Origin of the sequence: Thermococcus kodakarensis KOD1, from assembly GCF_000009965.1 — an archaeon.
Classification (GTDB): domain Archaea; phylum Methanobacteriota_B; class Thermococci; order Thermococcales; family Thermococcaceae; genus Thermococcus; species Thermococcus kodakarensis.
Genome location: NC_006624.1, coordinates 77,466 through 101,216, shown reverse-complemented (window position 1 = coordinate 101,216; position 23,751 = coordinate 77,466). Strand labels below are relative to the sequence as shown.

33 protein-coding genes and 1 tRNA gene are annotated in these 23,751 nt (G+C 53.3%); 5 read left to right on the top strand and 29 right to left on the bottom strand.

What is annotated here, in order from left to right:
* Positions 1–10 precede the first annotated feature (10 nt).
* Positions 11–301, top strand: a complete 291-nt coding sequence (locus TK_RS00615) for a hypothetical protein (protein WP_011249079.1) — start codon at positions 11–13, stop codon at positions 299–301.
* Between the two features lie 22 nt (positions 302–323).
* Here the strand turns inward: TK_RS00615 and TK_RS00610 are convergent, their stop codons facing one another.
* From TK_RS00610 to TK_RS00590, 5 genes are all read right to left on the bottom strand, one after another.
* The gene (locus tag TK_RS00610; RefSeq protein ID WP_011249078.1) at positions 324–1,568 is read right to left on the bottom strand and encodes an MFS transporter; all 1,245 of its coding nucleotides are present in this window, start codon (positions 1,566–1,568) and stop codon (positions 324–326) included.
* A gap of 64 nt (positions 1,569–1,632) precedes the next feature.
* Positions 1,633–2,790, bottom strand: a complete 1,158-nt coding sequence (locus TK_RS00605) for an NAD(P)/FAD-dependent oxidoreductase (RefSeq protein WP_011249077.1) — start codon at positions 2,788–2,790, stop codon at positions 1,633–1,635.
* On the bottom strand, positions 2,780–3,076 hold the full coding sequence (locus TK_RS00600) for a (2Fe-2S)-binding protein (protein WP_011249076.1): 297 nt from the start codon (positions 3,074–3,076) through the stop codon (positions 2,780–2,782). Before TK_RS00600 ends, TK_RS00605 begins: the two co-directional genes overlap by 11 nt.
* The gene (locus tag TK_RS00595; protein ID WP_011249075.1) at positions 3,069–3,587 is read right to left on the bottom strand and encodes a 4Fe-4S dicluster domain-containing protein; all 519 of its coding nucleotides are present in this window, start codon (positions 3,585–3,587) and stop codon (positions 3,069–3,071) included. Before TK_RS00595 ends, TK_RS00600 begins: the two co-directional genes overlap by 8 nt.
* Positions 3,580–5,031: an FAD-dependent oxidoreductase gene (locus tag TK_RS00590; RefSeq protein ID WP_011249074.1), complete on the bottom strand. Its 1,452-nt coding sequence runs from the start codon at positions 5,029–5,031 to the stop codon at positions 3,580–3,582. Before TK_RS00590 ends, TK_RS00595 begins: the two co-directional genes overlap by 8 nt.
* Positions 5,032–5,193: 162 nt before the next feature.
* On the opposite strand from TK_RS00590, the gene TK_RS00585 reads away from it, so the two are divergent.
* Positions 5,194–5,394, top strand: a complete 201-nt coding sequence (locus tag TK_RS00585) for a hypothetical protein (protein ID WP_232500586.1) — start codon at positions 5,194–5,196, stop codon at positions 5,392–5,394.
* 109 nt (positions 5,395–5,503) lie between these two features.
* Here the strand turns inward: TK_RS00585 and TK_RS00580 are convergent, their stop codons facing one another.
* The 4 genes from TK_RS00580 to TK_RS00565 form a co-directional block, all read right to left on the bottom strand.
* Positions 5,504–6,664, bottom strand: coding sequence for an NAD(P)/FAD-dependent oxidoreductase (locus TK_RS00580; RefSeq protein WP_011249072.1), 1,161 nt, complete (start codon positions 6,662–6,664; stop codon positions 5,504–5,506).
* 1 nt (position 6,665) lies between these two features.
* Positions 6,666–8,144 (bottom strand): FAD-dependent oxidoreductase, encoded by a 1,479-nt coding sequence (locus tag TK_RS00575; protein ID WP_011249071.1) that lies wholly within the window; start codon positions 8,142–8,144, stop codon positions 6,666–6,668.
* A gap of 92 nt (positions 8,145–8,236) precedes the next feature.
* On the bottom strand, positions 8,237–9,853 hold the full coding sequence (locus tag TK_RS00570) for a sodium/proline symporter (protein WP_011249070.1): 1,617 nt from the start codon (positions 9,851–9,853) through the stop codon (positions 8,237–8,239).
* A complete protein-coding gene (locus tag TK_RS00565) occupies positions 9,850–10,029 on the bottom strand; it encodes a hypothetical protein (RefSeq protein WP_011249069.1) in 180 nt (59 codons plus the stop codon). Before TK_RS00565 ends, TK_RS00570 begins: the two co-directional genes overlap by 4 nt.
* 130 nt (positions 10,030–10,159) lie before the next feature.
* Between TK_RS00565 and TK_RS00560 the strand changes: the two genes are divergently transcribed.
* Positions 10,160–10,633 (top strand): hypothetical protein, encoded by a 474-nt coding sequence (locus tag TK_RS00560; protein WP_011249068.1) that lies wholly within the window; start codon positions 10,160–10,162, stop codon positions 10,631–10,633.
* 22 nt (positions 10,634–10,655) lie between these two features.
* Here the strand turns inward: TK_RS00560 and TK_RS00555 are convergent, their stop codons facing one another.
* The 6 genes from TK_RS00555 to TK_RS00530 form a co-directional block, all read right to left on the bottom strand.
* Entirely contained in the window at positions 10,656–10,931 is a 276-nt protein-coding gene (locus tag TK_RS00555; RefSeq protein WP_011249067.1) for an elongation factor 1-beta, read from the bottom strand.
* 17 nt (positions 10,932–10,948) lie between these two features.
* The gene (locus TK_RS00550; protein ID WP_173254068.1) at positions 10,949–11,122 is read right to left on the bottom strand and encodes a zinc finger domain-containing protein; all 174 of its coding nucleotides are present in this window, start codon (positions 11,120–11,122) and stop codon (positions 10,949–10,951) included.
* Positions 11,123–11,156: 34 nt separating this feature from the next.
* Entirely contained in the window at positions 11,157–11,897 is a 741-nt protein-coding gene (locus TK_RS00545) for an HAD family hydrolase (protein ID WP_011249065.1), read from the bottom strand.
* A gap of 39 nt (positions 11,898–11,936) precedes the next feature.
* The gene (locus TK_RS00540) at positions 11,937–12,950 is read right to left on the bottom strand and encodes a DUF3226 domain-containing protein (RefSeq protein WP_011249064.1); all 1,014 of its coding nucleotides are present in this window, start codon (positions 12,948–12,950) and stop codon (positions 11,937–11,939) included.
* On the bottom strand, positions 12,951–13,484 hold the full coding sequence (locus TK_RS00535) for a DUF2391 family protein (protein WP_232500585.1): 534 nt from the start codon (positions 13,482–13,484) through the stop codon (positions 12,951–12,953).
* A gap of 68 nt (positions 13,485–13,552) precedes the next feature.
* The gene (locus TK_RS00530; protein ID WP_011249062.1) at positions 13,553–13,996 is read right to left on the bottom strand and encodes a metal-dependent transcriptional regulator; all 444 of its coding nucleotides are present in this window, start codon (positions 13,994–13,996) and stop codon (positions 13,553–13,555) included.
* A 92-nt stretch (positions 13,997–14,088) separates the two neighbouring features.
* On the opposite strand from TK_RS00530, the gene dph5 reads away from it, so the two are divergent.
* Together dph5 and TK_RS00520 are read left to right on the top strand one after the other, a co-directional pair.
* The gene (gene dph5, locus TK_RS00525) at positions 14,089–14,883 is read left to right on the top strand and encodes a diphthine synthase (RefSeq protein ID WP_011249061.1); all 795 of its coding nucleotides are present in this window, start codon (positions 14,089–14,091) and stop codon (positions 14,881–14,883) included.
* A gap of 40 nt (positions 14,884–14,923) precedes the next feature.
* Positions 14,924–15,001: transfer RNA gene (locus TK_RS00520), tRNA-Val, on the top strand.
* Positions 15,002–15,267: 266 nt separating this feature from the next.
* On the opposite strand, the gene TK_RS00510 is transcribed toward TK_RS00520, so the two are convergent.
* The 14 genes from TK_RS00510 to TK_RS00455 all read right to left on the bottom strand — a co-directional run bounded on the left by TK_RS00510 (position 15,268) and on the right by TK_RS00455 (position 23,514).
* Positions 15,268–15,786, bottom strand: coding sequence for an integrase (locus tag TK_RS00510; RefSeq protein WP_011249059.1), 519 nt, complete (start codon positions 15,784–15,786; stop codon positions 15,268–15,270).
* An 89-nt stretch (positions 15,787–15,875) separates the two neighbouring features.
* Positions 15,876–16,190 (bottom strand): hypothetical protein, encoded by a 315-nt coding sequence (locus tag TK_RS00505; RefSeq protein WP_011249058.1) that lies wholly within the window; start codon positions 16,188–16,190, stop codon positions 15,876–15,878.
* A 7-nt stretch (positions 16,191–16,197) separates the two neighbouring features.
* Complete coding sequence (locus tag TK_RS00500; protein WP_011249057.1) at positions 16,198–16,776, bottom strand: hypothetical protein; 579 nt, start codon at positions 16,774–16,776, stop codon at positions 16,198–16,200.
* Positions 16,776–16,952 (bottom strand): hypothetical protein, encoded by a 177-nt coding sequence (locus tag TK_RS11970; RefSeq protein WP_011249056.1) that lies wholly within the window; start codon positions 16,950–16,952, stop codon positions 16,776–16,778. The genes TK_RS00500 and TK_RS11970 overlap by 1 nt, the downstream gene beginning before the upstream one ends.
* A complete protein-coding gene (locus tag TK_RS00495) occupies positions 16,949–17,308 on the bottom strand; it encodes a hypothetical protein (RefSeq protein WP_011249055.1) in 360 nt (119 codons plus the stop codon). Before TK_RS00495 ends, TK_RS11970 begins: the two co-directional genes overlap by 4 nt.
* A complete protein-coding gene (locus TK_RS00490) occupies positions 17,305–17,484 on the bottom strand; it encodes a hypothetical protein (protein ID WP_011249054.1) in 180 nt (59 codons plus the stop codon). The genes TK_RS00495 and TK_RS00490 overlap by 4 nt, the downstream gene beginning before the upstream one ends.
* 103 nt (positions 17,485–17,587) lie before the next feature.
* Complete coding sequence (locus TK_RS00485) at positions 17,588–17,785, bottom strand: hypothetical protein (protein WP_011249053.1); 198 nt, start codon at positions 17,783–17,785, stop codon at positions 17,588–17,590.
* Positions 17,782–18,033, bottom strand: a complete 252-nt coding sequence (locus TK_RS00480; RefSeq protein ID WP_011249052.1) for a hypothetical protein — start codon at positions 18,031–18,033, stop codon at positions 17,782–17,784. The genes TK_RS00485 and TK_RS00480 overlap by 4 nt, the downstream gene beginning before the upstream one ends.
* A gap of 6 nt (positions 18,034–18,039) precedes the next feature.
* Positions 18,040–20,784 (bottom strand): ATP-binding protein, encoded by a 2,745-nt coding sequence (locus TK_RS00475; protein WP_011249051.1) that lies wholly within the window; start codon positions 20,782–20,784, stop codon positions 18,040–18,042.
* A gap of 3 nt (positions 20,785–20,787) precedes the next feature.
* Positions 20,788–20,961 (bottom strand): hypothetical protein, encoded by a 174-nt coding sequence (locus TK_RS11965; protein WP_011249050.1) that lies wholly within the window; start codon positions 20,959–20,961, stop codon positions 20,788–20,790.
* Between the two features lie 125 nt (positions 20,962–21,086).
* Positions 21,087–21,464 (bottom strand): AbrB/MazE/SpoVT family DNA-binding domain-containing protein, encoded by a 378-nt coding sequence (locus TK_RS00470; RefSeq protein ID WP_011249049.1) that lies wholly within the window; start codon positions 21,462–21,464, stop codon positions 21,087–21,089.
* A 255-nt stretch (positions 21,465–21,719) separates the two neighbouring features.
* The gene (locus TK_RS11960) at positions 21,720–21,914 is read right to left on the bottom strand and encodes a hypothetical protein (RefSeq protein WP_158298042.1); all 195 of its coding nucleotides are present in this window, start codon (positions 21,912–21,914) and stop codon (positions 21,720–21,722) included.
* Between the two features lie 53 nt (positions 21,915–21,967).
* Positions 21,968–22,174, bottom strand: a complete 207-nt coding sequence (locus tag TK_RS00460) for a hypothetical protein (RefSeq protein ID WP_011249047.1) — start codon at positions 22,172–22,174, stop codon at positions 21,968–21,970.
* The gene (locus TK_RS00455) at positions 22,171–23,514 is read right to left on the bottom strand and encodes a hypothetical protein (protein WP_011249046.1); all 1,344 of its coding nucleotides are present in this window, start codon (positions 23,512–23,514) and stop codon (positions 22,171–22,173) included. The genes TK_RS00460 and TK_RS00455 overlap by 4 nt, the downstream gene beginning before the upstream one ends.
* Positions 23,515–23,751 lie beyond the last annotated feature (237 nt).

Here is a 23,751-nt window from a genome sequence, read left to right as displayed (position 1 = left end):
GTGGTGGTTTATGCCGTGCATACATCCCCCAACTCCAGAGAAGGTGAAAGACATGAAGGAAGAGAGTTTTATCCGTGAAGGAAAGGGGAAGCTTAAGGTGACCATCGAGGGTGAGGAGACCCTTGAAACAACGATGAACGGCTCGCTCAAGAGCGTGGAAGAGGTAGCAGAAATGCTAGGAGTCGAGGCCAAAGACGGAAAGATAGATACCGTCGTTGACGGCGTCAAGGTGAGGATGCAGAAAGGAAAGCTCGAGCTTGAGTTCGAGAGCGGGGAGAAGATGAAGATAGAGAGGGCCTGACGTTTTCTTTTTAGCCCACATCTCATTCTGGAAGTCTTAGAGCCAGGACGAACGCTATTGAGAGAGGCACAACCGTGCTGAAGAAGTTGAGCGGGAAGCTTATCTCCGAGAGGTAGCCGCCTATAAGCGGTCCAACCACCCATCCGAGGCTCATCATCCCGTTTAGGAGAGCCATGCCCTGTGCCCTCTCCGAAACACTGACCTTCCTTGCCACGTATGTTGAAGTCGAGTTTATCGTGAGTATCCACTTGATTCCCGAGAGGAACGCCACACCGAAGGCCAGCCAAACGTTTCTAACAACTGCGTAGAGGACGAATGCCATAGCGTAGCCGGCAATTGATACGAGGTAGAACCTCTTCGCCCCGTACCTGTCTATCAGCCTGCCGAGGAAGTATCCGGTCAGGGCAGCAGCGAGGCTCTCTATTCCAAAAAGAACGCCAACACTCCACTCTCCGAAGGCCTCCTTGAAGTAGACCGAGGAGACACTGTAGAACTGTCCGCTGGCGACCATCACTAGGAAGACTGTAAAGTAGAACAGCCCAAGGTGGCCTCTCATGAGCTTCTTGAAGGCCGAGCTTTTTACAGTTGCCCTCCAGCTTTCCCTGCCCTCCTGCACAAGAATCATGCCAACGAGGCTCCTCCTTCCAGCGGGCCTCTCCCTGATGAGGAGAACTATCCCGGCCGAAAGGAAGAGGAGAAAGCCAGCGATGATGAAGAGAACCTTTATGCCGAAGTATTCAACCACCGCGGAGCCTATGAAGTTGCCCACCATGTAGCCGGCGTTCTCTATGGAGTTGAACAGGCCGAAGATTGATCCAGCCCTCGTTGAAAGCTCAGAGATGAGGGCAGAATGGGCCGGAGTCATGGCCGAGCCGAACGCCCCCTGAAACGTCCGGAGCAGGAGGACATGGACAGGAGATGTTGCAAATGCCATTATCATATAAAACAGTCCAATGGAAGCAGCACCGAACGCGATGAAGCCCTTTCTGTTCCTGGTGGCGTCGGAGAGCCAGCCGAAGGGATACTGAAAGACGGTAGAGGTTAGATTGAAGGCCACGCTCAGAAGGCCGACCATGAACATCGTCGCACCTAGGTACTGCATGTAGACGCTCAGATACGGGAAGGCCATTCCGAAGGCCACGTTGGCAATGAACATGGAGACGGCTAGGATAACGATGTTCCTCCGCTTAACCCTGAGCTTTTTGAGCTTGAGGGTTCTCTCTCGCTTCCCCTGCGTTATCACTCGCTCTCTCTTCCTTAAAGGCATGTCTCGGGCTACGCTGAGAGGATTTATAAAAATTTCCGTCGAAATGTTAAGAAAAGAATTGAAATCACCCCATCTGAAGTGCCTGACCCCTCAGTTCACCCCTCTCGAAGCGGTAAGGGTCGTAGAAGTCGAGCGGCTTGTCGGTCTTCCCGTCCACGATGAGCTCGGCCAGGGCCTCTCCAACAACCGGGGCAAGCATGAAGCCGTGCCCGCTGAAACCTGCCGCGATGTAGAACTCGTCTATCTCGTTTATCCTCCCGATGGCCGCGTTGTGATCGGGGGTTTCTGCATAAAAGCCACCCCACACCCTTATGATGTTCACGTACTTGAGCGCAGGGATTATCTGGGCGAAGCGGTAGCTTACACCGCGAAGGAAGTCATAGGTCGGTGTTATGTCGTAAGTCGGCCCGTACTTGAGGCCGTAGCCGCCTATGACGCCGCCCTGATTGGCCTCCTGCGTCATGTAAACGCCACCGTGCTTGAAGGAGATGACCATCGGCTCTATCTGGCCGGGCTTTATGGGTTCAGTCTTCACGCTCTGGTGCTTATATGGTTCTATTGGGATTTTTATCGGCACTCCTGCCATTTTGTTTATGAGCGGCGCCCAGGCGTTGGCCGCGTTGATGACCCTGCCCGTCCTTATCTCCCCCCTGTTGGTCACGACGGCCTTTATCTTCCCGTCTTCGACCTTGATGTCCTTCGCCTCGGTGTACTCGTATATCTCAACGCCCAGCCTCTTGGCCGCGTTTGCATAGGCAAATACCGCCTTAAACGGGTTCGCCTTTCCGTCCGTGTGGTTCCACGCGGCCGCTATGACCCCGTCGGTGTTGAGCGGGGGGACTATTTCCTTAGCCTCCTCGGGTGTTATTATCCTCGAAGGAACTCCAAAGCGGTTCTGGAGCCGGACGTTGTTATTAAAGGCCTCAAGCTCCTCTTCGCTGTAGATCAGGAAGAGGTAGCCGCTCTGGGTAAACTCGACGTCGTATCCAAGCTCTTCTTTCAGCCCTTTCCACAACTCGACGGAGCGCTTCATCATCCTAATGTTTGCTTCATCGCCGAACTGCTGCCTTATTCCGGTTCCACAGCGGAATGTCGAGCCGTTTCCGAGGTAGCCTTTTTCGAGAACCACGATGTCGCTCTCGCCGAGCTTGGCGAGGTTGTAGGCTATGCTGAGACCTATTATGCCGCCGCCGATGATGACCGTCTTTGCCTCACTCTTCATCGTCATCACCCATCTCGCCCGCTAAAACTCCCATCATCACCGGCCTAACGGGAACGCGCGTTGCGGGAAGTGGAATACCCTCCTGTTTCTTTCCGGTCTTCCTCGCGAGAATTCCCATCACGAGCGGAAGGCAAGTCCTTCCCTGGCAGGGCCCCATGCCTATCCTCAGGAGCCTCTTGATTTCCTCGATGTCGGTTATCCCCCGATCAATGAGGGCCTCTATCTCCTCCTTCGTGACGTCGTTGCAGCGGCAGATGATTATTTTCTCCCTCGGCTCTTCAGTCATCTTCTTCACCTCCGAGCACGTGGATGGTCCTCACTTCCCAGGCGAGCTCGATTGGAACCTCCACCGTGACTACGGCGGTGTCCCCCATGCTCTTCTCGCGCGGTATTACGAGCGTGACCTTCCCCTTTCCAACGGGTTCTCCCACGCGGTTGAGGAGAACCACCTCATCGCCGCGCTCTGGAACCGGAAGAAGCTCGTAGGGCATCGTTATTCTCGCTTTGTCCCCAACATAGTGAACCATGAAAAACGCCAAACCGGGGCATATCTGGACGCAGAGGGAGCAGCCGACGCACTTCTCGTAGTCAACGATTGGAAGGTCGTTCGGCGTCGGCATGCTTATCGCTCCCGTAGGGCAGACCTCCCTGCACGGGGCGCATGGTATCTCCTGCGGGCACTCGGGAACGGCAACAGGCCTCGCCCTGAGCCTCTCATCGCTCGGCTTTGGGATTATCTTGAAGAGCTCTTCGGGCGTTATGTAGCCCTTCTTCAGGTATTCTGGGATCTCAGACATTGGAACCACCCCCAGCGGGCAGAAGAGCCTTCTTTATTCCCTCAACGATGTGCTTTCCGAAGGGGCCTGAACGGAACTCCTCGAGGTCGCGCTGGGCCTTCTCTATCTCTCCCAGCCACTCTGGAGTAGCGACTCCAGCCTTGAGCGCCGCGGCAATTCCTGCTATCTTCCCTTCGAGCATCGCCGTAGTTGCCTCCTCTATTCCAGCAGAATCGCCAGCGACGAAGATTCCCTGGACGGTGGTCTCCATTCTCTCGTCCCTCACCGCTACGTGGCCTCCCAGCTCTCGGACGAACTTTATCTGGCACCCCGCCTGGTGGAGGAGCTCTATGCTCGGCCTCAATCCTACGGCGAGGGCTATCGTGTCCACCTCAAAGACCTTTTCAGTCCCGGGAATCGGCCTCCAGTTCTCGTCGAGCTGAGCAACTACCGCCCTCTCGACCCTGTCCGTACCTTCTGCCCTCAGGATCGTGTGCCTCGTGAGAATTGGAACGCCGAGCCTCCTCACCTTGGCAGCGTGGACGAAGTAGCCGCCGACCTTGGGCATGGCCTCGACTATCGCCTTCACCTCGACGCCGGCCTGGATGAGCTGGTATGCCAGAATCAGCCCCACGTTGCCAGCTCCGACGATGAGGACTCTGTCGCCAGGCTTCACTCCGTAGGTGTTCATGAGGGTCTGGATTGCTCCAGCTCCGTAGATTCCTGGCAGATCGTTGTTCTCGAAGGGAATCATCTTCTCCATCGCGCCGGTCGCGACGACGAGGGCCTTTCCCGAAAACTCCACGAGCTCGCGGTTCTTCCTGACACCGATCACGAGCTTCTCGTCGCCATCCTGGAAGATTCCAACGGCGGAGGTTTCTGTGAAGACCCGTATTTTCTCCCTCTTTCTCACTTCCTCCGTGAGGATCCTGGCTATCTCCACTCCCCTTACTCCTGCGAACTGCTCCCTCTTCCCGAAGAACTTGTGGGTCTGCTTGACGAGCTGGCCGCCCAGCTTTGGCTGTTCGTCAATGAGGATGACACTCGCGCCGGCGTCAGCCGCGTGTATCGCCGCCATCAGGCCGGCGGGACCGCCGCCGATGACAACGACGTCCGCCTCGTATCTGGTTGCATCCTTCCACTCCGGCGGCTTCGCAGTCCTTGGGAGTATCTCTTTTCCTTTCTGCATCTCAATCCTCATGCCGTCCTCGACGAGGGTTATGCACGAGCGGACGTTCGGGATGCCGTTTACCTTAACGAGGCAGGAAGAGCACTTGCCTATGGCACAGAAGAGGCCCCTCGGTCTGTGTTTCTCACCGCTGTGGCTGAGGACTCTAATTCCAGCGGCGTGGAGTGCCATTGCAATGGTCTCCCCCTCGTAGGCCTCTATCGGCCGGCCTTCAAAGTAGATGGTGACCTTTCTGCCTCGCTCAAACCGCAGAACAGGATGTTCAGTGATGCGCATGAACTTTCACCAATGTGGGTTAAGAAAAGCCCTTTATGAGGATTTTTTCATAAAAAGGTTTTCCACCTTTGGTTGAGAAAGGAAAATGGCGCCGGATTCTCTTTACTTGGCTATGAATATGACGAAAACGTTATCAAACCCAACGTTCAACGTCTTGTGGGGATGTGGATGGACGTGACTTTGAGGGTGAGGGTTCCCGAGGGGATTGACGAAAAGCTCGTTGGAGAAATGGCCGAGATATTTGCACGCGCTCAGGCCTTAAGGATGCTCGCTTCCAGCAAGGGGAAGGTGAGACCTGAGAGGGCATCATGGGGGGAGCTTCGTGAGTATCTACAGGAGTACAGGGACTTTTCTGGACAGTAGCGTGCTTTTCTGAAGGAATACCCTTCATCGAAGTCCTCAAAGAAGAATAAAAAGAAGCTTCAGCGTTCGTGTACTTTCTTCAAGGGTGAAGAAGAGAGAAAATAAAACTTCACCCCATCTGCAGGGCCTTACCTCTAAGCTCGCCCCTCTCGAAGCGGTACGGGTCGTACCACCAGGCAGGCAGGTCGGTCTTGCCCTTCGTGATCAGGTCTGCCACCATCTCCGCCACAGCAGGGGCCATCATGAATCCGTGCCCGCTGAAGCCTGCAGCTATGTAGTAGTCGCTCAGCTCCTCGATTTTGCCTATCGCGGGGTTGCTGTCGGGTGTCTTGGCGTAGTAGCCCGCCCATGTCCTCAGGATGAGGAGCTCCCTCAGGGCCGGGATTATCTTGGTGAAGTAGTAGCTCACCTCGCGGAGGAACTCGTAGGTCGGGTTGAGGTCGTAGGTCGGGCCTTCTTCGTAGCCGACGCCGCCGATGATTCCGCCGTGGCTGGTCTGGGTGAGGTAAGCGTGGCCGTACCTGAACGAGATGACCATCGGCTTAACGGAGCCCTTCTTTATGGGCTGGGTTATGACAGCCTGGTGCTTGTAGGGCTCTATCGGTATCTTCGTCCTTATACCTGCCATCGCGTTGATGAGCTTGGCCCAGGCGTTGGTGGCGTTGACCACTATTCCGGTCTTTATCGTGCCCCTGCTGGTCTTCAGGCCCTTTATCTCACCGTTCTCGATTATGAAGTCCTTGACCTCGGTGTACTCGACGAGCTTCGCGCCGAACTCTTCAGCATGGAGGGCGAACTTCGCAGTTGAGTGGAACGGGCTGGCCTTTCCGTCGGTGGGGTTCCAGGAAGCGGCAACGACCTCGCTTATGTCGAGGAGGGGGACTATCTCCTTGGCCTCTTCGGGTGTTATGAGCCTCGTCGGAACGCCGAATTTGTTCTGTATCGCTATGTTCCTCTTGAAGGTCTCGACTTCTTCGTCATCGTAGAGCAGGAAGAGGTAGCCCGTCTGCTGGAACGGGAAGCCGTATTCCTCGCTGTACTTCTTCCAGAGCTCGACGGAGCGCTTCATGACCTGGACGTTTGCCTCATCGTTGAACTGCTGCCTTATCCCGGTTCCACAGCGGAATGTAGAGCCTGAACCTATGAAGCGCTTCTCTATGACGGTGACTTCCTCGCCCCTCTTGGCAAGCTCGTGGGCGATGGTGACGCCAACGATTCCGCCGCCGATTATCGTTATCTCACTCTTTTCGGGAAGCTCTCTCGTCGGCATTTCAATCCCTCCCCGCGACGACCTTCATTTTGACGTTCTTTATAGGCGGCCTCGCAACGGGTATGTCAAGCCTGTCCATGCCCATTCCGCTCCGCTGGGAAACGAGAAGGGCGCCGTTGAATAGGCAGAACCTGCCCTGGCAGAAGCCCATGGCCAGGTGGGTGAGCCTCTTGATGATCTGCAGGTCTGTTATGCCGCTCCTGACGACGTCGTCCACCTTCTTCAGTGTGACGCCACAGCCGCATATCTGGACGTCCTCGCCGTTGAAGTTATCGAGCGGGAGCTTCGGAACCGGCCTTGCCACCGGCTCGTACTCCTTAAGCCTCTCCTCGTAAATGCACGGCTCGCTCTCGTAGCCGAACTCCCTCAGGATGTAGGCCCCAACGAGCTTTCCTTCGAGGTAGTTCGCGTAGTGCGGCTTTATGCTGACCGCGCTTCCCGCGACATAGATTCCGTCCCTTATCCTGTGCTCGTCGTCGAGAATCGGCATGTAGTAGCCGCGCTTGAAGCGGAGCTTTCCTCCCGCCTGGGTTATCGGGTTTATATCCGGAATCCTCCCATCGGCCATTATCAGTGCATCAACTTCATAGACGTTGCCGTTCTCGTCTATGACGCGCTCTATTCTGTCCTCACCCTCAACGCGCTTGACGTTCGGGACAATTATGTATTCAATGCCCCAGCGCTCTAATTCGGCGGTAATCTCCTCCGGGAATGCCCCTGTGACGGCGACCTTCCTTCCGGGAGCGACGCCCCAGACGTTCATGACTTCAAGTGCATCGGCCCTCCTAAAGACGCCGGGCCAGTCGTTGTTCTCGAAGAGCATTATATTATCAACAGCCCCAGTAGCTAAAACCACTTTCTTCGCCATGAACTCTATGAGCTGGTCGTTTCTAACGGCTGGAACGAGGAAGTACTCGCCCTTGTCATAGACACCGAGCGCGGCCGTCTTGAGGAAGACCCTAACGTTCTCAGGGAAGTTGGTGAGCCTTTCTATCGCTTCCCTCGGGTTTCCAAAGCCCTCCTGCTCAACGCCCTTGAGCCACATATCTCCGCCGAGCCAGCCCTTCTCCTCGATGAGGGCAACGGTAAGCTTTCCGCCGATTTCCTCCACGACACCGAGGCCTGCAGGACCAGCACCGATGACCGCGACGTCCACAACGTAGCGGAGAACGGGCTTCCCTTCGTCTATCTCAACCTGCTCCTGGAACTCATCGTATCTCTGCCTCTCAATCTTCATGCCGTCCTTGAGCTTGAGCTTCCTTCCGTTGATGTTCTTGACTCCGTTTACCGTAACGGGGACGGGGCCGAAGGTGAAGGCTCCGCGGTGTCTCCCTTCGTTGCTCGTCGTGAGCCAGTAAACGCCGTTCGCTAACATCGCCACCGGGAACTTCTCGCCCTCGTAGGCCTCGTAGGGCTCCCCGTCGAGGTAGATCGTGATCTTCTTAGAAGGGTCTTTCTCTGTTAGGTCAAGCGGTCTCATGCTTCCACCCCGCTTTTGTACATGCGAATAAAGATGAACACCGATGCTTATAAACCCTAAGGTTCTAAACTGAAGGTTAAAAAGAAGAGAGATCAGGCGAGACCCTTCTCGATCAGGAAGTCGGCGACATTCTCGACCTGGCTCTTGGCCCTTGTTTCCATAACTGTCCTCTTGCCGCCCTCAACGGGAACTTTCCTGAAGAGCTCTTCGTGAAGCTTAACGATGTCTCCTGGCGGCTTTGTGAGGAGGCTGACGATTATGATAACGAACAGCGTTATGAAGAAGTTGATGAAGAACACTGGAACGCCGTTGAACCAGCTTCCGAGAGTGCCAAAGAAGCCCGGAGCGTCAGGGTTGAAGGCCCAGCCGTATATCTTGGCCTCGAATATGACCTCGCTGACCAGACCGTAGGCCATTCCAACGATTCCGCCCTCCTTGGTGACGCGCTTCCACCAGAGGCTCAGTGTGAGTATCGGGCCAAAGCCGACGGCAAGGCCACCCCATGCCGTTGCAACCATCTGGTAGATAACCTTTGGTCCTGTAATAGCGAACCAGAGGCCGACCAGTGCAACGACGGCAACTACAACCCTGGAGATGTTGACCATCTGCTTCTTGCCGAGTTCCTTGCCGAGAACCTTGTGGTAGAAGTCCCTCGCTATTGCCGAGGAAGCGACGAGGAGCTGAGAATCGGCGGTGCTCATAACGGCGGAAATTATGCCCGCTATGACGAAGCCAGCTATCCAGCTCGGCATAAGCTCAACTGCCATGGCGGGAACTACACGCTCGGGATCGCTGACGTTAAGCATGCCCGCCTGGTAGAGGGCGAAGCCGAGGAATCCCGCGAAGAACGCTCCCCAGAGGACTATTGTAGTCCAGATGCCGCTGATGAAGATACCCGGCCTCCTGAGCTTTCTCGGGTCCTCAACGCTCATGTAGCGGGTGACTATGTGAGGCTGGCCGAGGTAGCCGACTATCCAGGAGGCGTAGCCTATGGCAAAGATTATTGCCGCCCAGCCGGTTGCGCCGCCGAAGGGGTGGAGCTTGTTGGGGTCTGCGGAGGCTATTATCTCCGTCGCCTTGTCGAGGCCTCCTATCTTGGCCAGGGCCAGGAACGGAACGATAACGAGGGTCAGCAGCATGAAGAGGGCCTGGACAACGTCAGTCCATACCACGGCAAAGAAGCCACCTGTGATAACGTATGCAGTCAGGATGATAACGGTTATTATGATTCCAGTGTTCACGCTTACGTCAAAGCCCTCCGCAAAGGTCTTTCCGCCGGCCGCGAACTGCGCAGCTACGTAGGCGGTCATGAAGATGATAATGATCAAAGCGCTGAGGATCCTGATGAGCTTGGTGTCGTCCTTAAGCCTGGCCTCCAGATAGTCCGGGACGGTTATTGCCCTAAATTTACCTGCGTAGATCCTGAGCCTCGGACCAATGAGGACGTAATCAGCCAGCGTACCGAAGAGACAGCCTATCCCAGCCCAGAATGCTCCAAGGCCAGCCTTGAATGCGCTTCCAGGATAACCCAGCATCAACCAGCCGGAGAAGTCACTGGCCTTGTCCGAGAGTGTAGCTGCTAAAACGTGAACCTTCCTGCCGCCGACGAAGTACTGGTCTTCGGTCTTGGTGTACCTGTTGGCCCACCAGCCTATGTAAGCTAGGAGGGCAAGGTATATCAGAAATCCAAAGAGCACACCCGCGTTCATGCCTTACCCTCCTTCTTTAGCTCTTCAATGAGATCCTCGTCGTAGGCCAGAATGTCGGCATCTACGTAGTACTCCTTCCCCGTTATCTTGTCCCAGTAGCCGTACAGAACCATTACCAAAAAACCCAAAATCGTTGGAACCAGAAGCAATGCCCAGCCTTCGGCGCCAAGTCCCATATTTATCACCCCTGAATGTATATGCTGGTTGGAAGCCAGCATTGTACATATATGGCTAAAAAATTATAAACCTATCGTTTGAAACGTTTGGTGTAAGAGAATATCAAGAATTGCAGAAAGGTGTTAGAATATGGGCGGGATCAAGGTTAAGGTCATGAGGCCAATCTTTAAACCAGAGGTCGCTGAAAGCTTTGTTCTATATCCCTACAGGATATACCACCTCAGGCTCTTCTACAAGAGGCTGGGCATGAAGGACAGGGTCTTTGACTACTATGCTTACATAGACCTCTACCGCCTCGGTGCGGAGAGGGGAGACGACTTTATAGACCTCGAGGAATGGGAAGTTGACGAGAAAAACGTTATGGAGCCCCTCGTTACGGAAGAAGAAGCGAGGATGAAGGCCTTCGAGAGCGCAATAACTTGGGGAAACTCAAGGGTGGTCTCGTGGTGGCTGCCAAGGATTGAGGTAATAAGGGAAGAGCTCGCCTACAAGGTCTTCTGGGTGTACGAGGAAGACGGAAAAAAGCTGATAATGGACAGCCTCGACGGGAAGAGCTACGAATTAACTGGCGAGAGAAAGTGCAGGGGCTTTCCGTGCAGATAATCAGTAAAAGAGGGCGGAGCCCTCAGATCCTCGAAACGGTCTCGACCTCAGCGCTCTCGACGTTCTCGACCTGTCTGAAGATATCTGCAACCTCGTCGAAGGAGTAGCCTTCCTCGTCCCTTCCGAGGACGTAGAACTTGAGAGCAACGAGACCGAAGGCTATCGGCTCCCTCTCGACCTTTGCAAGGCCGTACTTCTCGGGGATGACTGCCTTAAGCTTCTCCTCGAGCTCGTCGAGGTTGACATCCGGGTCGGTCGGCATGACCTTTATAACGCCAACAAGGTTGTAGTCGCTCATATCATTCACCTCCTAACTCACGGCCCCTCCCATCCGCACTTGGGGCACTTGTAGGGCACGCTGAGCACCCTGCAGCTTTCGCAGCGCCATATGATCGCCTCACCGCAGTTCGGGCAAACGAAGTGAGTGGCGTGCTCCCTTGGGGTTATCTCCTTTCCGCATGAGGTGCATACGGGTACCTCGAACTTCATCTCCACTGCGAACACCTCCAAGAAAGGTGGGTTTTTAAACCTCTGGTGAGCGTTGCCCAGTCGATTTATAAGCTTTTCCCATATCCCCAGTTAGCATATCAAGGACTTCGGGCAGCTCACCGATTGAGGGTATCTCAAAGCCCCTCTCGGAGATTCTCCTGACGCCTTCAGCCTCGGGGTTTATCCACGCCCCCCACATGCCAACCCTCAGGGCTCCTTCAAAGTCCTCCGCATAGGTGTCGCCGACGTGAAGGGCCTCCTCCGGCTCAACACCGAAGACCTCCAGAGGCTTTCTAAACATCTCCGGAAGCGGCTTGAAGGCCCCAACCTCATCCGCGAAGAACGTCCGGTCTATGTACCTCATAAGGCCAACCCTCTCGAGGAGCAGTCTCGTATAGGAACCCGGCCAGAACATGACGTTGCCAGTTACAGTAACCTTCAGACCGCGCCTCTTGGCGTCCTTGAGGGCATCCTCCGCCCCGGGTAGGACGAGGTCACCGACATTTAGGGTGGCCCTCGCCGCGGCCCTCCTTATAACCTCGATGTCCACGCCAAGGATTTCCGCGAGCATTTCCTGGCTCTCCTCAAGCGCCCTTTTCGGATCGCCTTCGCCCCTGGCCCTCATTCCCTTTATCCTCGCCCTCGTCAGCATTATGGCCTCCACAACGTCGACGATGCAGGTGCCCATGATGTTTGAGAGCTCTGCTGAGAAAGCGTCGAGCATCCCGTTCATATCGAGAAGTGTGTTCCAGACGTCAAATGAGACCAGCTTCATGGACATCACCACCTGGAGATGGGAAAGGGAGTTAAAAACTCAGCGCTCGGCAAAGGCGAGGAAGCGCAGGCCCTCCATGAGACCTGCCTTCCTGAGCACGTCCTTGATGTGCCTGTGGCGGGAGCGCATCACGAAGAGCTCGTAGAACCCCTCGAGGTTGCCCCAGTGCCCGTAGGCGGAGAGAGCCAGATACATGACCTCCTTTGGCTTGAGTTTCCTCCCAAGGCTCTCCTCGAAAGCCCCAAGGGCAGGCCGGAGCTTCTCAAGAAGGCCCTCCGCGCTTATGAGGTGGAGCATCAAATCCTCAACCGTCGGCTTCTTCCAGTCAATAAGCTCGTCCTCAAAGGGGAGACCTATAATGAGCGGCACGATGAACGTGTTCCAGACCAAGTAAAAATCCCCGGCTTTCCTTGGACTAAAGGATGCCAGTTTGCCAGTTATTGACGCCATGGCCGCTTCCCTGTCCTCATCGACGTCAATGGCAACCCCTATTCTCTCAACGCCGAAGCCAAAGACGTCCATGGCTTTGAGGAAGTTGCCCAGGTTCCTTATGACACCGGAGTTTCCCTCGCTCGGGATTACGGCAACGTACTTTCCGTCCTTATGGAGGAGGTCAAAGTTGTCGCGCTCAAAGACCTTCTCAATGAACTTCAGGTTCCTTGGCGCGGTTCTGGATTCTCTGAAGTCGAAGAGCTTCTTCATGACTGCCTTGAAGAACTTGGAGTCCGTCTTCCCTTCAACAAAGAGAACCGAGACCGGAGCATCTTCTCCAGAAAAACCACCGCGGACATCAAAGTCAAGGTACTTCCTGAGTTCATAGACCTCCTTGAGAGTCAGGCTTTTCATAGTGTCCGAGTAAACGAGGATGTTCTCCTCGCTTTTCCTGAAGCGTTCAGCGAGAAGGTCGATAACCTCAAGGCTCGATGTTACCAGCGTCTCTTCGCCCGAAAGGGAATCAACGAACTTCAAGAGGTCTTCCCTGTTCTTTCCATACTCGGGAAATAGAACCGCATCTCCAAACTGCTCCCATTTGTTTCCAGTAACAACCCTCATTCACTTCACCATGTCAACAGCTATTGCACCGATAACCGCGAACGCGCTCACTATGACCGTCGCGTTCAGGTACTGGACGGGTGTGAAGTGAGCGACACCGTTTATGTCGTAAAGGTAGATGAGAAGCGCCGAAATAGTGTACGAGATAACGGACACGCTTATGAGCCTCTTTGGCAGGTGGAACAGCTCCTCCCTCTTCATATTCCCGAGCCGGGACTTCACGAGGAACAGGTACGCGATGCCCAGGGTGAGCAGAAATATCACAACGGCTCTTTCAAGGGAAATCGCCTTGGCAACGTCCCAGAGCTCGCCTGTGAAAAGGAATGGGAGTGCAAAGGTCACAGCCCCGATGATTTCCTGAGTGATGTCGTCCCACCCGAGGGTGTCCGGTTCGTTTTTCTTTTCCTCGGCCTCTTTAATGGCCTGAAGTTGCCTGCTGATGCCGTCTATCTTTTGGGACAGCTTCTCCAGTTCAATCACCTCTTGCTCAGGTTTGGGGCTCATCATCTCATCAGCATTGGATTCACTCATCATCGCGTATCGGGATTGGAATAAAGGGGTTAAAAGAATAGTGGATGAGAAAACCAAAATCAGTTGAACCACTAAGCCCCTTCTTCAGGCTCGGCTTCTTCGAGTTTCTCCTTCAGGAACTGCTTCAGGACGTAGGGACACTGCTCCTGGATGAATTCCGCAAATTCCCTCATCCGTTTAACGGTTATTTCGCTTACGTAGTGCTCGAACTGGCACGCGTCCTGCTCTGCGATCTCCGGTGGTATGCCGAGTATGTCCGTGAAGAACTTCGTAAGGAATACGTGCTTGGAATACGTGTTTTCGGCAATTTCCCTTCCCTTTTCGGTCAGGAGTATTCTGTCGTACTTTTCGTATTCAATGAGACCCTTTTCAGCGAGTTTTTTAAGGGCATCAACAACGCTCGGGGGCCTGACGTTCAGGGCCTTCGCTATGTCCTTGACGCGGATGACTCCTTTGTTCTTGTGGAGAATATACATAGTTTCAAGGTACTCTTCCTCCCTCTTCGTTACTTCCACGTCAACCACCTGGTTTTAGGTTCACCAAAAACCTTTAAGTAGTTTTCCCAAAACTTAAAAGTTTTAGGAACACCTTTGATGTGGTGATAGAAATGGTGCTGTACTTCATTGGGCTTGGGCTTTACGATGAAAAGGACATCACACTCAAGGGACTGGAAACGGCGAGAAGGTGTGATAAAGTCTTCGCTGAGTTCTACACTTCCCTTTTAGCAGGTACCACCCTTGAGAAAATTGAGGAGCTCATCGGCAAGCCGATAGTTCGACTCAGCAGGGAGGATGTTGAGCTGAACTTCGAGAGAATAGTTCTTCCCGAGGCTAAGGACAAAGACGTTGCGTTTTTAACCGCCGGAGACCCGATGGTGGCAACTACTCACTCAGACCTCAGGATAAGGGCAAAGAAAGCTGGAGTTAAGAGCTACGTTATCCACGCTCCAAGCATTTACTCCGCGGTGGCAATCACCGGTCTTCAGATATACAAGTTCGGGAAGAGCGCTACCGTTGCCTATCCCGAGAAGAACTGGTTCCCGACGAGCCACTACGACGTGATAAGGGATAACAAAGAAAGGGGTCTCCACACGCTTCTGTTCCTCGACATCAAGGCAGACCAGAACCGCTACATGACGGCCAATGAAGCGATGGAGATACTTCTCAAAGTCGAGGAAATGAAAGGTGAAGGAGTGTTCACCCCTGAGACTCTCGTTGTCGTCTTAGCGAGGGCTGGTTCGCTTGAGCCGACTCTGAGGGCCGGCTACGTCAGGGAGCTCATAAACGAGGACTTCGGAAGACAGCCCCACGTCCTTATCGTCCCAGGCAGGCTTCACATAGTTGAGGCAGAATACCTGGTGGAGTTCGCTGGAGCACCCGAGAAGATACTCGAAGAAGTTTAGCGAAAGCTTTATATTTTCCCACCCTTTCACTACTTCGGGCGGGCCCGTGGTCTAGACTGGTTATGACGCCGCCCTCACACGGCGGAGGTCCGGGGTTCGAATCCCCGCGGGCCCACCACAACGATTCTAAAAAGCTCATAACGTCCCCCTCCCCAAAAAGAATGATTCTGAGCAGGTCGTTGATGAACTGAGACTTTCTGATGTACAGCCTGTCAAGAACTTCGCCGACATCTTCATCAAGCGTGATGTGGAGCCTTGTCTTTCGCTTCTTTTCTGGCTTTTGGGCTGTGTGAGAGCCGCGTTCAGGAGTGGCCACTTTGCCCATTTGTCCCACTCTTTATCACCGAGGTCATATAGAGTATTATGATATATATGCATGCGGCATCACCTCAGGTCCTTGAGAAGCTCTTCTGCCTTCTGCTGTTGGGTGTAGTATAGAATGTAGTCGAGCGTCTTGTGGCCGGTAATCTTTGCTATAAGCTGTGGAGCAACGCCTTTCTGAGATAGATATGATATTAGTGCATACCTCAAGGCGTGGGTGTTGAACCCGTAGGTCCTTTTACAATAGGTTGAGACCTTCCACTTGTTGGCCTCTTTGATGACGTAGGAGACCCTCATCAGCTCTTTCTTATCAATTTCCTCTGGAAGAACCATGAGCCTTTCATAGCCGTCTTTCCGCTTTTCGACTTTGATGTACTTCTGGCGCTTGAAGGGCTTTTCTTCAATGAGCTTTTTGAGGAAGTTGATGGCCTCGGTGAGCCTGGAGCCGTTGCGGAGTTGAGTCAGGAGTATGATGTCGTAGGCTTTGGATGTGTCACGGGTGGCTTGGCGATAGTGGTTGAGGATCTGTCGATAGGTTTTCTCATAGTCGAGGCCTTTGTCCCATGCGAAGGGTTTCACCACGTTTCTCACCTCATTTCTTAACTTTCGTCTTTATTTCGCCTTGAATGTTAAAAATAAGTGCGATAAATGGCTTAACTTTCGTATGAAAGTTAAGACTCACTGACATCACGCTCCTCAACCTCAGGCCCTAGCTTGAGAAGGGCCTTTTTGAAGGCCTTGAACTCCGAGGGGTCAAAATCAATAGAGCATGCTACATCCTCATTAATGACGAGGATCTTCGCCTTGTCCTGATCCACTTCAATTCTGACTGCCTTCCTTGCGGCGAGACCAAAGTACAGGTTCGCGACCCCTGTTCGCTTTATGTCGATCTTACCACCATATATATGGGCTAGTACTAAGAGGACAAAGAACGTTGCGCCCGCACCAACTATGAATCCATTGACAAACGACAAATCCACGCTCATCGCCCCGTCACCTCCCTCCGACGGCATAGGCTGGAATCTGAGCCGGCTTTGCCAAGTTCACACCAAGGAGAAGGCCGAGGTCATCCACAAACTCCTCAAAGCTCCTGCTGACGATCACATCATCGAGGCTGATGACAGCGTAGTAATCCCGCGCCGAGCCGCCGCGCCGGTACTCGAAAGAAGGCTCGACCTGCTGCACGTTGAACATCACAAACTGCTCCTCGTTGCCGATCTGAATGAAATAGTACAGCGGGACCGCGAGGAGTTCTGAAAGCCGCCTGAGCCGCTGGAACTGCCAGCCGTTGATCTCCAACTCACCCTGCGCCCACGCGTCCTTGATGACCCTCCAGCTGATGAACTTCAGCTCGAAGGCCGCGAGCGGCTCATTCGAGTTTTTCCTGAAGACAAGCTCATCCAGGTCGTAGAGGGAGAACTTGCCAGGGAAGGCGTCTTCAACGAGAGTGCTGAATATGTACCTGTTCTCTGCGCTCCGGATTTCCCGCTGCATGTAGTCAAAGAAGGGTCTGTAGACGTGACGGCCGTATTTCGCCGCCTGGCGGATCATCTGAGCCCGAGCCGCGACCATCACTCGCCACCCCCGAGGAGGACCTCCATGATCTCCTGCATGATGTCCTTCCTGTACGTCCGCTTGAACGCCTCAGCGCGCTTCTTCAGCCCCTGCGCCGCCGCAAGGATCCGCCGCCTCTCCTGCTGCTCCCTTTCAGAGTATAGTTCAAGGGCAGTCTGGAAGGAAGTGCTCATGACAGCACCTCCGCGAGGGTCGCCTGGCGTGTTGGCGTGATGGTTTTCTTCTCAGCCGGCTTTTCGAGGAGCTTCTTCAGCAGTTCGAGCTCCTCGGCCCAAACCTCCTTGGCGTCTGGCTCAGGGTGGTTCTGGAGGGCGCGGTAGAGGTCGCGAGGCGAGACCTCCGCGAAGAGGGCCTCCAAGCTCTCATAGCGCTCCGTCTTCGTTGACACCGTGTAGCCGTTGAAGCCACGCTCGACAATCCTGAACGAGTACCCGCCGCGCTTCAGCTTTCTCACGACCGCGTAGACGTTCGTCTTGTGGGCGTGCAGGCCCCCCTCGCCGAGCTTGACCCAAACCTCGCGGGAGTTCATGAGCGGTCCCCCACCGGGCGTACTTTTGTTATCTGCGGCTTCTCAATCCCGAACTCTTCTCTCAGCTTCCTCTTGACCCTCTCAACAGCTTCTTCTGCCGTATCTGCACGAGGGGCAAACCAGCCCTTTGCGATGTAGTCCCCTGCATCGTACTTGAAATACACCTTCCACCTCATGCTCCCACCACCTTCATCAGGAGTGCAATGAACACCAGGGCCAGCTCGCCCGCCACGCCGCCGGCGAGGGTTGCCAAGATGATGTCCATGAGGCGGTCAGAGGTCATGAGCGACCCCTCCTGCAGAGATCCCGAACCTCCTTGTCAGGCCAAGTCTCAATCTTGACGTGGAGCTTGCCCTCCTTGACGACATTCCTGAGAATCTCGCAGACTTTGTCGACCTCTGAAGCGTCGAAGCAGTCGCCAGAGTACACCCACACCTTTTCGTGCGGGTAACGAGTGAAGACGAGAATCTTCGTCATGCCCTCACCTCCCTGCGCTCGATCTTCTTCAGCAGGTCTTCCAAGGCATCGGCGTACCCTGTCCAGTACGCCGCATTCTCCTTCTCACCGCGAGCGGAGAGTGAGAACGCCGTGTCGCGAGCTACCTGGAGCTCGCGCTCGATGTACTCCAGCAGGGTCGGCACTTCCTCGACCTGCTCCTTCCTCCACCGGGCCTCGGCGACCATGGCCGCCAAGGTGTCGCCCGGATACACCAACACCCTCACCATCTCCGATCACCTCCTTCTCAAGCGGTAAAAGCCGGGCTTAGACTGCTCAACCATATTCGCCCGCTCCATATCCTCCAGAAGAACCAAAACCTCGCTCCGCTCAATCCCCTGCTGCTCCGCCTCCTCGATTATGTCGTTGATGTGGACACCCTCACCGCGCTCGTCCAGGGCCTCATAGTACTTCAGAATGCTCCAGAGCTTGTCCACCTTCCTCTTCTTCTCCTCGGTCCAGATGACACCCGCCAGCCCCTTCATCACCTCCTCCTTTTCTTCCTCGTCAGATGAACCGGCGAGGCGCGTAATCATCTCATCAAACAGCTCCTTAGCCGCGAGAAAATCAGCAAGAGTGGCCTCCTTTCTAAGGTGCATCCTCGCGTGGGCCTCGGTGAGCCTGATAATGGCCTCCATAGCCCTCGGCGCGGCAGAACCTATCGCCTTTGCAAGGTCAACCATATACTTCTTCATGACTCCTCTCAAGGCCTGAGGAAGGACTACACGCGGGATCTCACGGCGAGCATAAGCAATGAATTTGGTGAGAAGCTCAGAATCATAAGGCGGTTCAATCTTCCCCTCATGCTTATCCAAAACTGCATCAGCAATCTCCTCCAAAACAGAATCCTCAGTATTCCTAAACGTCGGGATGATTAAATCGAAACGGCTGTAAAACGGCTGGTCAAACAGGCGCTTAAGCTCATCAAACGGCTTATAATTGTGCCTGTCAAACTCTCCCCCCGGCGGGTTGGCCGCCGCTATCACAACAGCCCTCGCCATAAGCCTCGTATTGAAGCCGGCCTTATTGTACGGGAACCAGCCCTGCTCAAGAGCATCGAGCATCTTATCATAGTCCTCCTCCCTCATCTTGTCCAGCTCATCCAGGGCCGCAACGCCGCGGTCGGCCAGTACGAGGACGCCAGCCCTGAGAACCCTCACTCCATCCATCGAATCAATAGCAGCGGTTAGGCCAACTCCAGAGCTATGGGTTCCTGTGGAGTGGACCCCACCAGGAGCGATCTGAGCCGCGTGCCTGATGATCTCCGACTTTCCAGTACTTGCATCTCCAAAGAGGAGAACGTGAGAGCGCTTCCTCACATGAGTTCCGGTGATGTCATAGTCCTCCCCGCTAAAGAGCGCCAGCAGGACGGCCTTTTTCTCAACCTCCCTGCCAGTGATAGCCGGCGCGAGGGAGCGGATGAGTTTCGAGTCAAACTCCGGATCCTTCACCATATCCTGAAACTTCTGAACGTCCTCAGGGGTTATCTCAAGGTCCTCGATGTCCTTCGTCAACTTCGTGAGAGAGTTGGCCTCAAGCACCCACCCAAGAGCAGGCTTCCCGTTCTTCTTCCTCATGATGCCCCTGACCACACCAGTGATGAGGACCTCGTCGCCAGGGTTCACGTCCATCCTCGCGTTGTCGTCGAGGAGAATCACTCTCACATAAGAGGCAGTCCCTGCCGCGTGGAGGGCATCAGAGGGGTCTTGGACAAAAATCTCTCTCATGTCTATAACAGTACTCTTCTCAACGCTCAAGTTGTCAGCACTCAGCCTCGCCCCACACGCCGGGCACTCCTTTGGGACAACAAAATTCTCATACGGCTTTTGGAGGAGAGAAACCTCATACCCACACTTAGGACACACAAAAACAGCCTTCTCGATGAAGCCCTTCACGCCATTGCTCTTCTCCCCCTCAGCGATTGCTGAGACGACGCCCCTGGCCTGGACAAGCCTGCCGATGTGCTCACTCCTCACGGCACGAGGACTGATCGTCTTCGGCAGGTTCACAAAGCGGACGTGGATCCTCGGGCGCTCCTCATAGAGCATGAACTCAGGCTCATTCAGGACCTCCAGGACGGCCTTCTCTGCGGCCGAGATGACAACATCGGGCTCGTTGATGAGCCGCTCAGCGAGGCTCGGGTTCACCGCGTCGAGGACATGCCAGTCCACCCTCAGACCCCTGTCCTCTCCGAGGACCAGGAGATTCCTGAGCTGGTCGAGGAACACGTGCTTGCCGTCCTCCACGTAGTTCATGAAGAAGTCAAAGAAAGCCCTGACCAGCTTCTCCTCATCCGCCTGCTTAAGTTCCTCCTGTTTCTGGAGAACCTCACGCTCCTGGAGAACCATCTGAAGCTCTTGAAGGATGGCTTTAACAGTCTCGTCCTTCAGGCGGTAAACAAACATACCCGTCGTCGGGTCCTTGCTCGACCAGACGTGCGGAGAGTTACGGACGAAGGAGATTACATTCTTGATCGTTTTGACCTTGTACGGTTCCTTGTTCTTGGAGAAATACTGACCCAATGGAGCAAGTTCCTTGCGGAGATCAGGATCATACATCTCCCCGTTCTTCAAGAGGAGATAGATTGCCAGACGTTTCTCTGTTCTATCAGCATCAGTGACAACTCTTTGTATTGCTTCAAGATATGGAGTTATTTCTGAAATTATACTCTCGTCAGAGTCCCCAAGACTTTCATCAACTGGTGAATCTTCTTGGGGACTTGGGGACTCTGGTTCTAATTGTCCCCAACCTTCTTGGGGACTCTTGGGGACTTGAGGATTTGGGGATATATGTCCCCAAGTCTTTTCAAGGTACTCCTTGAGTGTGAGAAGTGGGACTGTGTCATCATCCTCATACCCGATGGACTTGGCTACTTTCTGAAGCGAGTTGGGTAGGGTCGATACTTTCATCTCTGTCTTGCCGTTTTGGATTAGTCCAATGAGGAACTTCCACGCGAAGTCAAAATTGATGTCCTCACTCATGCTTCATCCCTCTATTTGCGCCTTGATCTCAGAAGGCAGAAACTGGAGCAGGTAGCGGATTGTGTCGTCATAGGTGAGTTTCTCACCCCTCTGGAGAATCAGTAGGGCTCTAAGTTTCTCGACAGTTGTTCTCGTGGCTTTTTTCACCGGCAGGTATTCCCAATCTTCACGCCCCATTCCGACCACCTTGCGGTATATTTTACCGAAACGGTAATTTTTACCGTTAATTTGTAAGCACCAACAATATATAAGGTTTTTGGGTACAGAACAGCGCTTACTTATACATCATTGTGAAGAAGTGATCACTTTTTGGTTTCTCTCACGTACCTGAACTCTCGTTCATATCCAGTTTTCAGTTTGAATACATTTTCAATAATGACTTCAACTAAATCACCAGGATCAAGTTGGAGCTCCTCACGGACTTTCTGAGGGATCGTTACCATCCCTCCACGCCCCACCCTCATAATGACCCCTGTATCTTCCCCGAGGATGAAGATAGTTTTTAACCCGAGATCAACATAAACGCGCCGGATGGTTGCTTTGATATAATCATCTTTGTTGATGTGAAATACTGTCCTAACGTGACGTGGAATAGTGACCCTCCCGTCCCTGTCCAACCTGGCATGAAATTTCGCTAGCGGCTCGGCGACTCTGGCTTTGCTGGTGTCCTGGTCTGGCATTGGCCTCAACTCCTACTCATATATTATGTATATACTCTGGTATCCTGCTAGAGGTGTTCATCTAAAAAAGGTTGCGAAATTTTGCACCTTCCCGGGCGCACTTGCGGTCATATTCTCAACGAGTTTATAAATCAAAAAGGAAGGGGTTTTCAACCCGCCACGACTTTTACTATTCCCCCCTATTTCAAAACAAGTCCTATCAAAAAATGGAAAACGAAGGAAGAGATGAGCCTCGGCCCCCCATCGAGACGTCACTCACCAAAGATCTCCCCCTGCAACGTTTGTGAAGAACCAAGCGTCAACAAATATGCCGAGAGAGATCAGGCTCGTAAGGGCTACTGCAATGATCCAGAGTAGAGCCATTGGCAAGCTTGTGAGCCTTGCCTTGTACCAGAGTGGTGGGATCAGGTCTAGTGCAAGCCCTACTGGAATCCCTATTATGAACCCCACAGCTCCGAGGAGAGCACAAAGTATCACGAAAGGCAGAACTGCCGCGGTTAACCCTAACAAGAATACTGTCCGGGGAGTAGGTAGTATATGATGTACTCGTAGAGCAGTCCGTTCTTCCAGAGATATATTACTGTGCCTATCAGTACTGCTAGGCTAATAAGAAGCAAAAGGGCCGAAGCGTCTTGGGTAAATACTGTAAAGTTGCTAAACGGGCTTAGACTTAGTGATTTGTCCACTAACTCTGCAGCCTCCGGCGTCATTCTTCATCCCCTCCGAGAAGTCCGTACCAGTCAACTGAATCCTTACTGAAGAAGCTACTAATTGGGTTCAGGCCGTCGAGCGGGTTGTCCCCTCTGAACTCGACGTTGTAGTCCTGCCTCTGTTTTATGCTGTACCCCTTTGGCGCAGTTATGTCAACTGCAGCAGTCCAGATGATACCATATCCTCTTGATGGGTACCAGCTCCATCTCACCACCTTTGGCGACAGGCTTAGCCTGTCTACGTTCTTTGTGCTCACTGTCCAAATGTTGCCATCAAGAGGAACCTCTTCACTTGTGAAGATTCCTAGAAACGTGGTTCTCTTGACGATCTTCACCCTCATAACTGCTGAAAGTATTCGGCCATTGGAGAACTGTGTAATCTTCCAGTTTTCCGCTCCTTTGTAGGGGATAATGTAGTAATCAGTTGCTTTCAGGCCTAAGTTGGCCAAAAAGCTGTTATCCCATAGGATTTGAGTATAATAGTTGAAGTGGTGATAATCCCGAGTATCGCGGAGGAGTCTGTTTGTGAAAGTTATCTCATCTCCACGGATTCTGAAGGATTCTTCTGGCATTAGAGAGTCAATCAGGCTCTGGTTGTTCGTGAATATTATCATATCATAGCTGTCTTCGTTTTTGATGAAGGTTAGCCACCCGTCGAGGTTTCCGTCGTTGTTCAGGTCGATCCTTTGACCCCAAACTCCATCAGTATTGTTGTCTCTCAGTGCGAGTGTATTGGTTAAGTTTCCAATGCTGACGATGCTTCCGAGGTCGCTTAAGGCTCCAATCCTGATATCGAGGGGATCTAGCTCAAAGTGATCGTCGTCTTTTACGTTGAAGAACTGGATGGCGTATTGGCCTCCGAGTATCAGGGTCTCGATGGACAACTCCCCTTGGTCAATAATCTCATTGGTAGTGCTGTTCTTTGCGATGGCTTTGATTTTCAGAGAATAAACACCGGGTTCAGCATTAGCTCCGAGAGTTATGTTTGCCTTCCAAAGGCCTGGTACGTTTGGGTCTTCTGTGCAGTTCCATATGTCAGCGGTTCCGTCGTTATCAATGTCAAGGGCATTCCCGTAGTCATCCACGAACTCGGCTGTAACGCTTATCACGTCGGCAGTTGGAAAGGTTGCAGATGTGAAGGGATCTCCCGAACTGCTAACTATAGAAAACGTTACCTCTGTGGTTGTGTTGGGCACTAAAACCAGCCCTTCACCTTCTGGTGTGTCCTGGATTGTTATTGTTGCGCTCTGGACGTGGCTAGCTGTTGCTGGCATCACTACTAACACAAAAAGCAAAAATAGACCCACCGTCTTTTTTAGACCGACCTCCAGTTTTCTCATGGGGATTCCCCCGGGGGATTTTCCCTATATCAAAAAAGCAAAGAAGTTAATAAGCAAATTCGAGAAAATCTCTTAGTTGGGAGTTATAAGCAAATGCGAACATTTTGGGTAGGAACCTCATCGCCATACAACCCTTGTGGCTGAAATATGCAAATGATAAGTTAATTACAACGTTTCAAAAGGGGACTTCTATTGTCTTGTTTTTAGATTTGAAAAGCTCTAAAGGAAAATGTAAAA

What these genes read in the sequence shown, in the direction of transcription:
- TK_RS00615 (WP_011249079.1), top strand. Translation starts at nt 11, where the DNA reads ATGCCGTGCATACATCCCCCAACTCCAGAGAAGGTGAAAGACATGAAG.
- TK_RS00610 (WP_011249078.1), bottom strand. Translation starts at nt 1,568, where the DNA reads ATGCCTTTAAGGAAGAGAGAGCGAGTGATAACGCAGGGGAAGCGAGAG.
- TK_RS00605 (WP_011249077.1), bottom strand. Translation starts at nt 2,790, where the DNA reads ATGAAGAGTGAGGCAAAGACGGTCATCATCGGCGGCGGCATAATAGGT.
- TK_RS00600 (WP_011249076.1), bottom strand. Translation starts at nt 3,076, where the DNA reads ATGACTGAAGAGCCGAGGGAGAAAATAATCATCTGCCGCTGCAACGAC.
- TK_RS00595 (WP_011249075.1), bottom strand. Translation starts at nt 3,587, where the DNA reads ATGTCTGAGATCCCAGAATACCTGAAGAAGGGCTACATAACGCCCGAA.
- TK_RS00590 (WP_011249074.1), bottom strand. Translation starts at nt 5,031, where the DNA reads ATGCGCATCACTGAACATCCTGTTCTGCGGTTTGAGCGAGGCAGAAAG.
- TK_RS00585 (WP_232500586.1), top strand. Translation starts at nt 5,194, where the DNA reads ATGTGGATGGACGTGACTTTGAGGGTGAGGGTTCCCGAGGGGATTGAC.
- TK_RS00580 (WP_011249072.1), bottom strand. Translation starts at nt 6,664, where the DNA reads ATGCCGACGAGAGAGCTTCCCGAAAAGAGTGAGATAACGATAATCGGC.
- TK_RS00575 (WP_011249071.1), bottom strand. Translation starts at nt 8,144, where the DNA reads ATGAGACCGCTTGACCTAACAGAGAAAGACCCTTCTAAGAAGATCACG.
- TK_RS00570 (WP_011249070.1), bottom strand. Translation starts at nt 9,853, where the DNA reads ATGAACGCGGGTGTGCTCTTTGGATTTCTGATATACCTTGCCCTCCTA.
- TK_RS00565 (WP_011249069.1), bottom strand. Translation starts at nt 10,029, where the DNA reads ATGGGACTTGGCGCCGAAGGCTGGGCATTGCTTCTGGTTCCAACGATT.
- TK_RS00560 (WP_011249068.1), top strand. Translation starts at nt 10,160, where the DNA reads ATGGGCGGGATCAAGGTTAAGGTCATGAGGCCAATCTTTAAACCAGAG.
- TK_RS00555 (WP_011249067.1), bottom strand. Translation starts at nt 10,931, where the DNA reads ATGAGCGACTACAACCTTGTTGGCGTTATAAAGGTCATGCCGACCGAC.
- TK_RS00550 (WP_173254068.1), bottom strand. Translation starts at nt 11,122, where the DNA reads ATGAAGTTCGAGGTACCCGTATGCACCTCATGCGGAAAGGAGATAACC.
- TK_RS00545 (WP_011249065.1), bottom strand. Translation starts at nt 11,897, where the DNA reads ATGAAGCTGGTCTCATTTGACGTCTGGAACACACTTCTCGATATGAAC.
- TK_RS00540 (WP_011249064.1), bottom strand. Translation starts at nt 12,950, where the DNA reads ATGAGGGTTGTTACTGGAAACAAATGGGAGCAGTTTGGAGATGCGGTT.
- TK_RS00535 (WP_232500585.1), bottom strand. Translation starts at nt 13,484, where the DNA reads ATGATGAGTGAATCCAATGCTGATGAGATGATGAGCCCCAAACCTGAG.
- dph5 (WP_011249061.1), top strand. Translation starts at nt 14,089, where the DNA reads ATGGTGCTGTACTTCATTGGGCTTGGGCTTTACGATGAAAAGGACATC.
- TK_RS00505 (WP_011249058.1), bottom strand. Translation starts at nt 16,190, where the DNA reads ATGAGCGTGGATTTGTCGTTTGTCAATGGATTCATAGTTGGTGCGGGC.
- TK_RS00500 (WP_011249057.1), bottom strand. Translation starts at nt 16,776, where the DNA reads ATGGTCGCGGCTCGGGCTCAGATGATCCGCCAGGCGGCGAAATACGGC.
- TK_RS11970 (WP_011249056.1), bottom strand. Translation starts at nt 16,952, where the DNA reads ATGAGCACTTCCTTCCAGACTGCCCTTGAACTATACTCTGAAAGGGAG.
- TK_RS00495 (WP_011249055.1), bottom strand. Translation starts at nt 17,308, where the DNA reads ATGAACTCCCGCGAGGTTTGGGTCAAGCTCGGCGAGGGGGGCCTGCAC.
- TK_RS00490 (WP_011249054.1), bottom strand. Translation starts at nt 17,484, where the DNA reads ATGAGGTGGAAGGTGTATTTCAAGTACGATGCAGGGGACTACATCGCA.
- TK_RS00485 (WP_011249053.1), bottom strand. Translation starts at nt 17,785, where the DNA reads ATGACGAAGATTCTCGTCTTCACTCGTTACCCGCACGAAAAGGTGTGG.
- TK_RS00480 (WP_011249052.1), bottom strand. Translation starts at nt 18,033, where the DNA reads ATGGTGAGGGTGTTGGTGTATCCGGGCGACACCTTGGCGGCCATGGTC.
- TK_RS00475 (WP_011249051.1), bottom strand. Translation starts at nt 20,784, where the DNA reads ATGAGTGAGGACATCAATTTTGACTTCGCGTGGAAGTTCCTCATTGGA.
- TK_RS11965 (WP_011249050.1), bottom strand. Translation starts at nt 20,961, where the DNA reads ATGGGGCGTGAAGATTGGGAATACCTGCCGGTGAAAAAAGCCACGAGA.
- TK_RS00470 (WP_011249049.1), bottom strand. Translation starts at nt 21,464, where the DNA reads ATGCCAGACCAGGACACCAGCAAAGCCAGAGTCGCCGAGCCGCTAGCG.
- TK_RS00460 (WP_011249047.1), bottom strand. Translation starts at nt 22,174, where the DNA reads ATGACGCCGGAGGCTGCAGAGTTAGTGGACAAATCACTAAGTCTAAGC.
- TK_RS00455 (WP_011249046.1), bottom strand. Translation starts at nt 23,514, where the DNA reads ATGAGAAAACTGGAGGTCGGTCTAAAAAAGACGGTGGGTCTATTTTTG.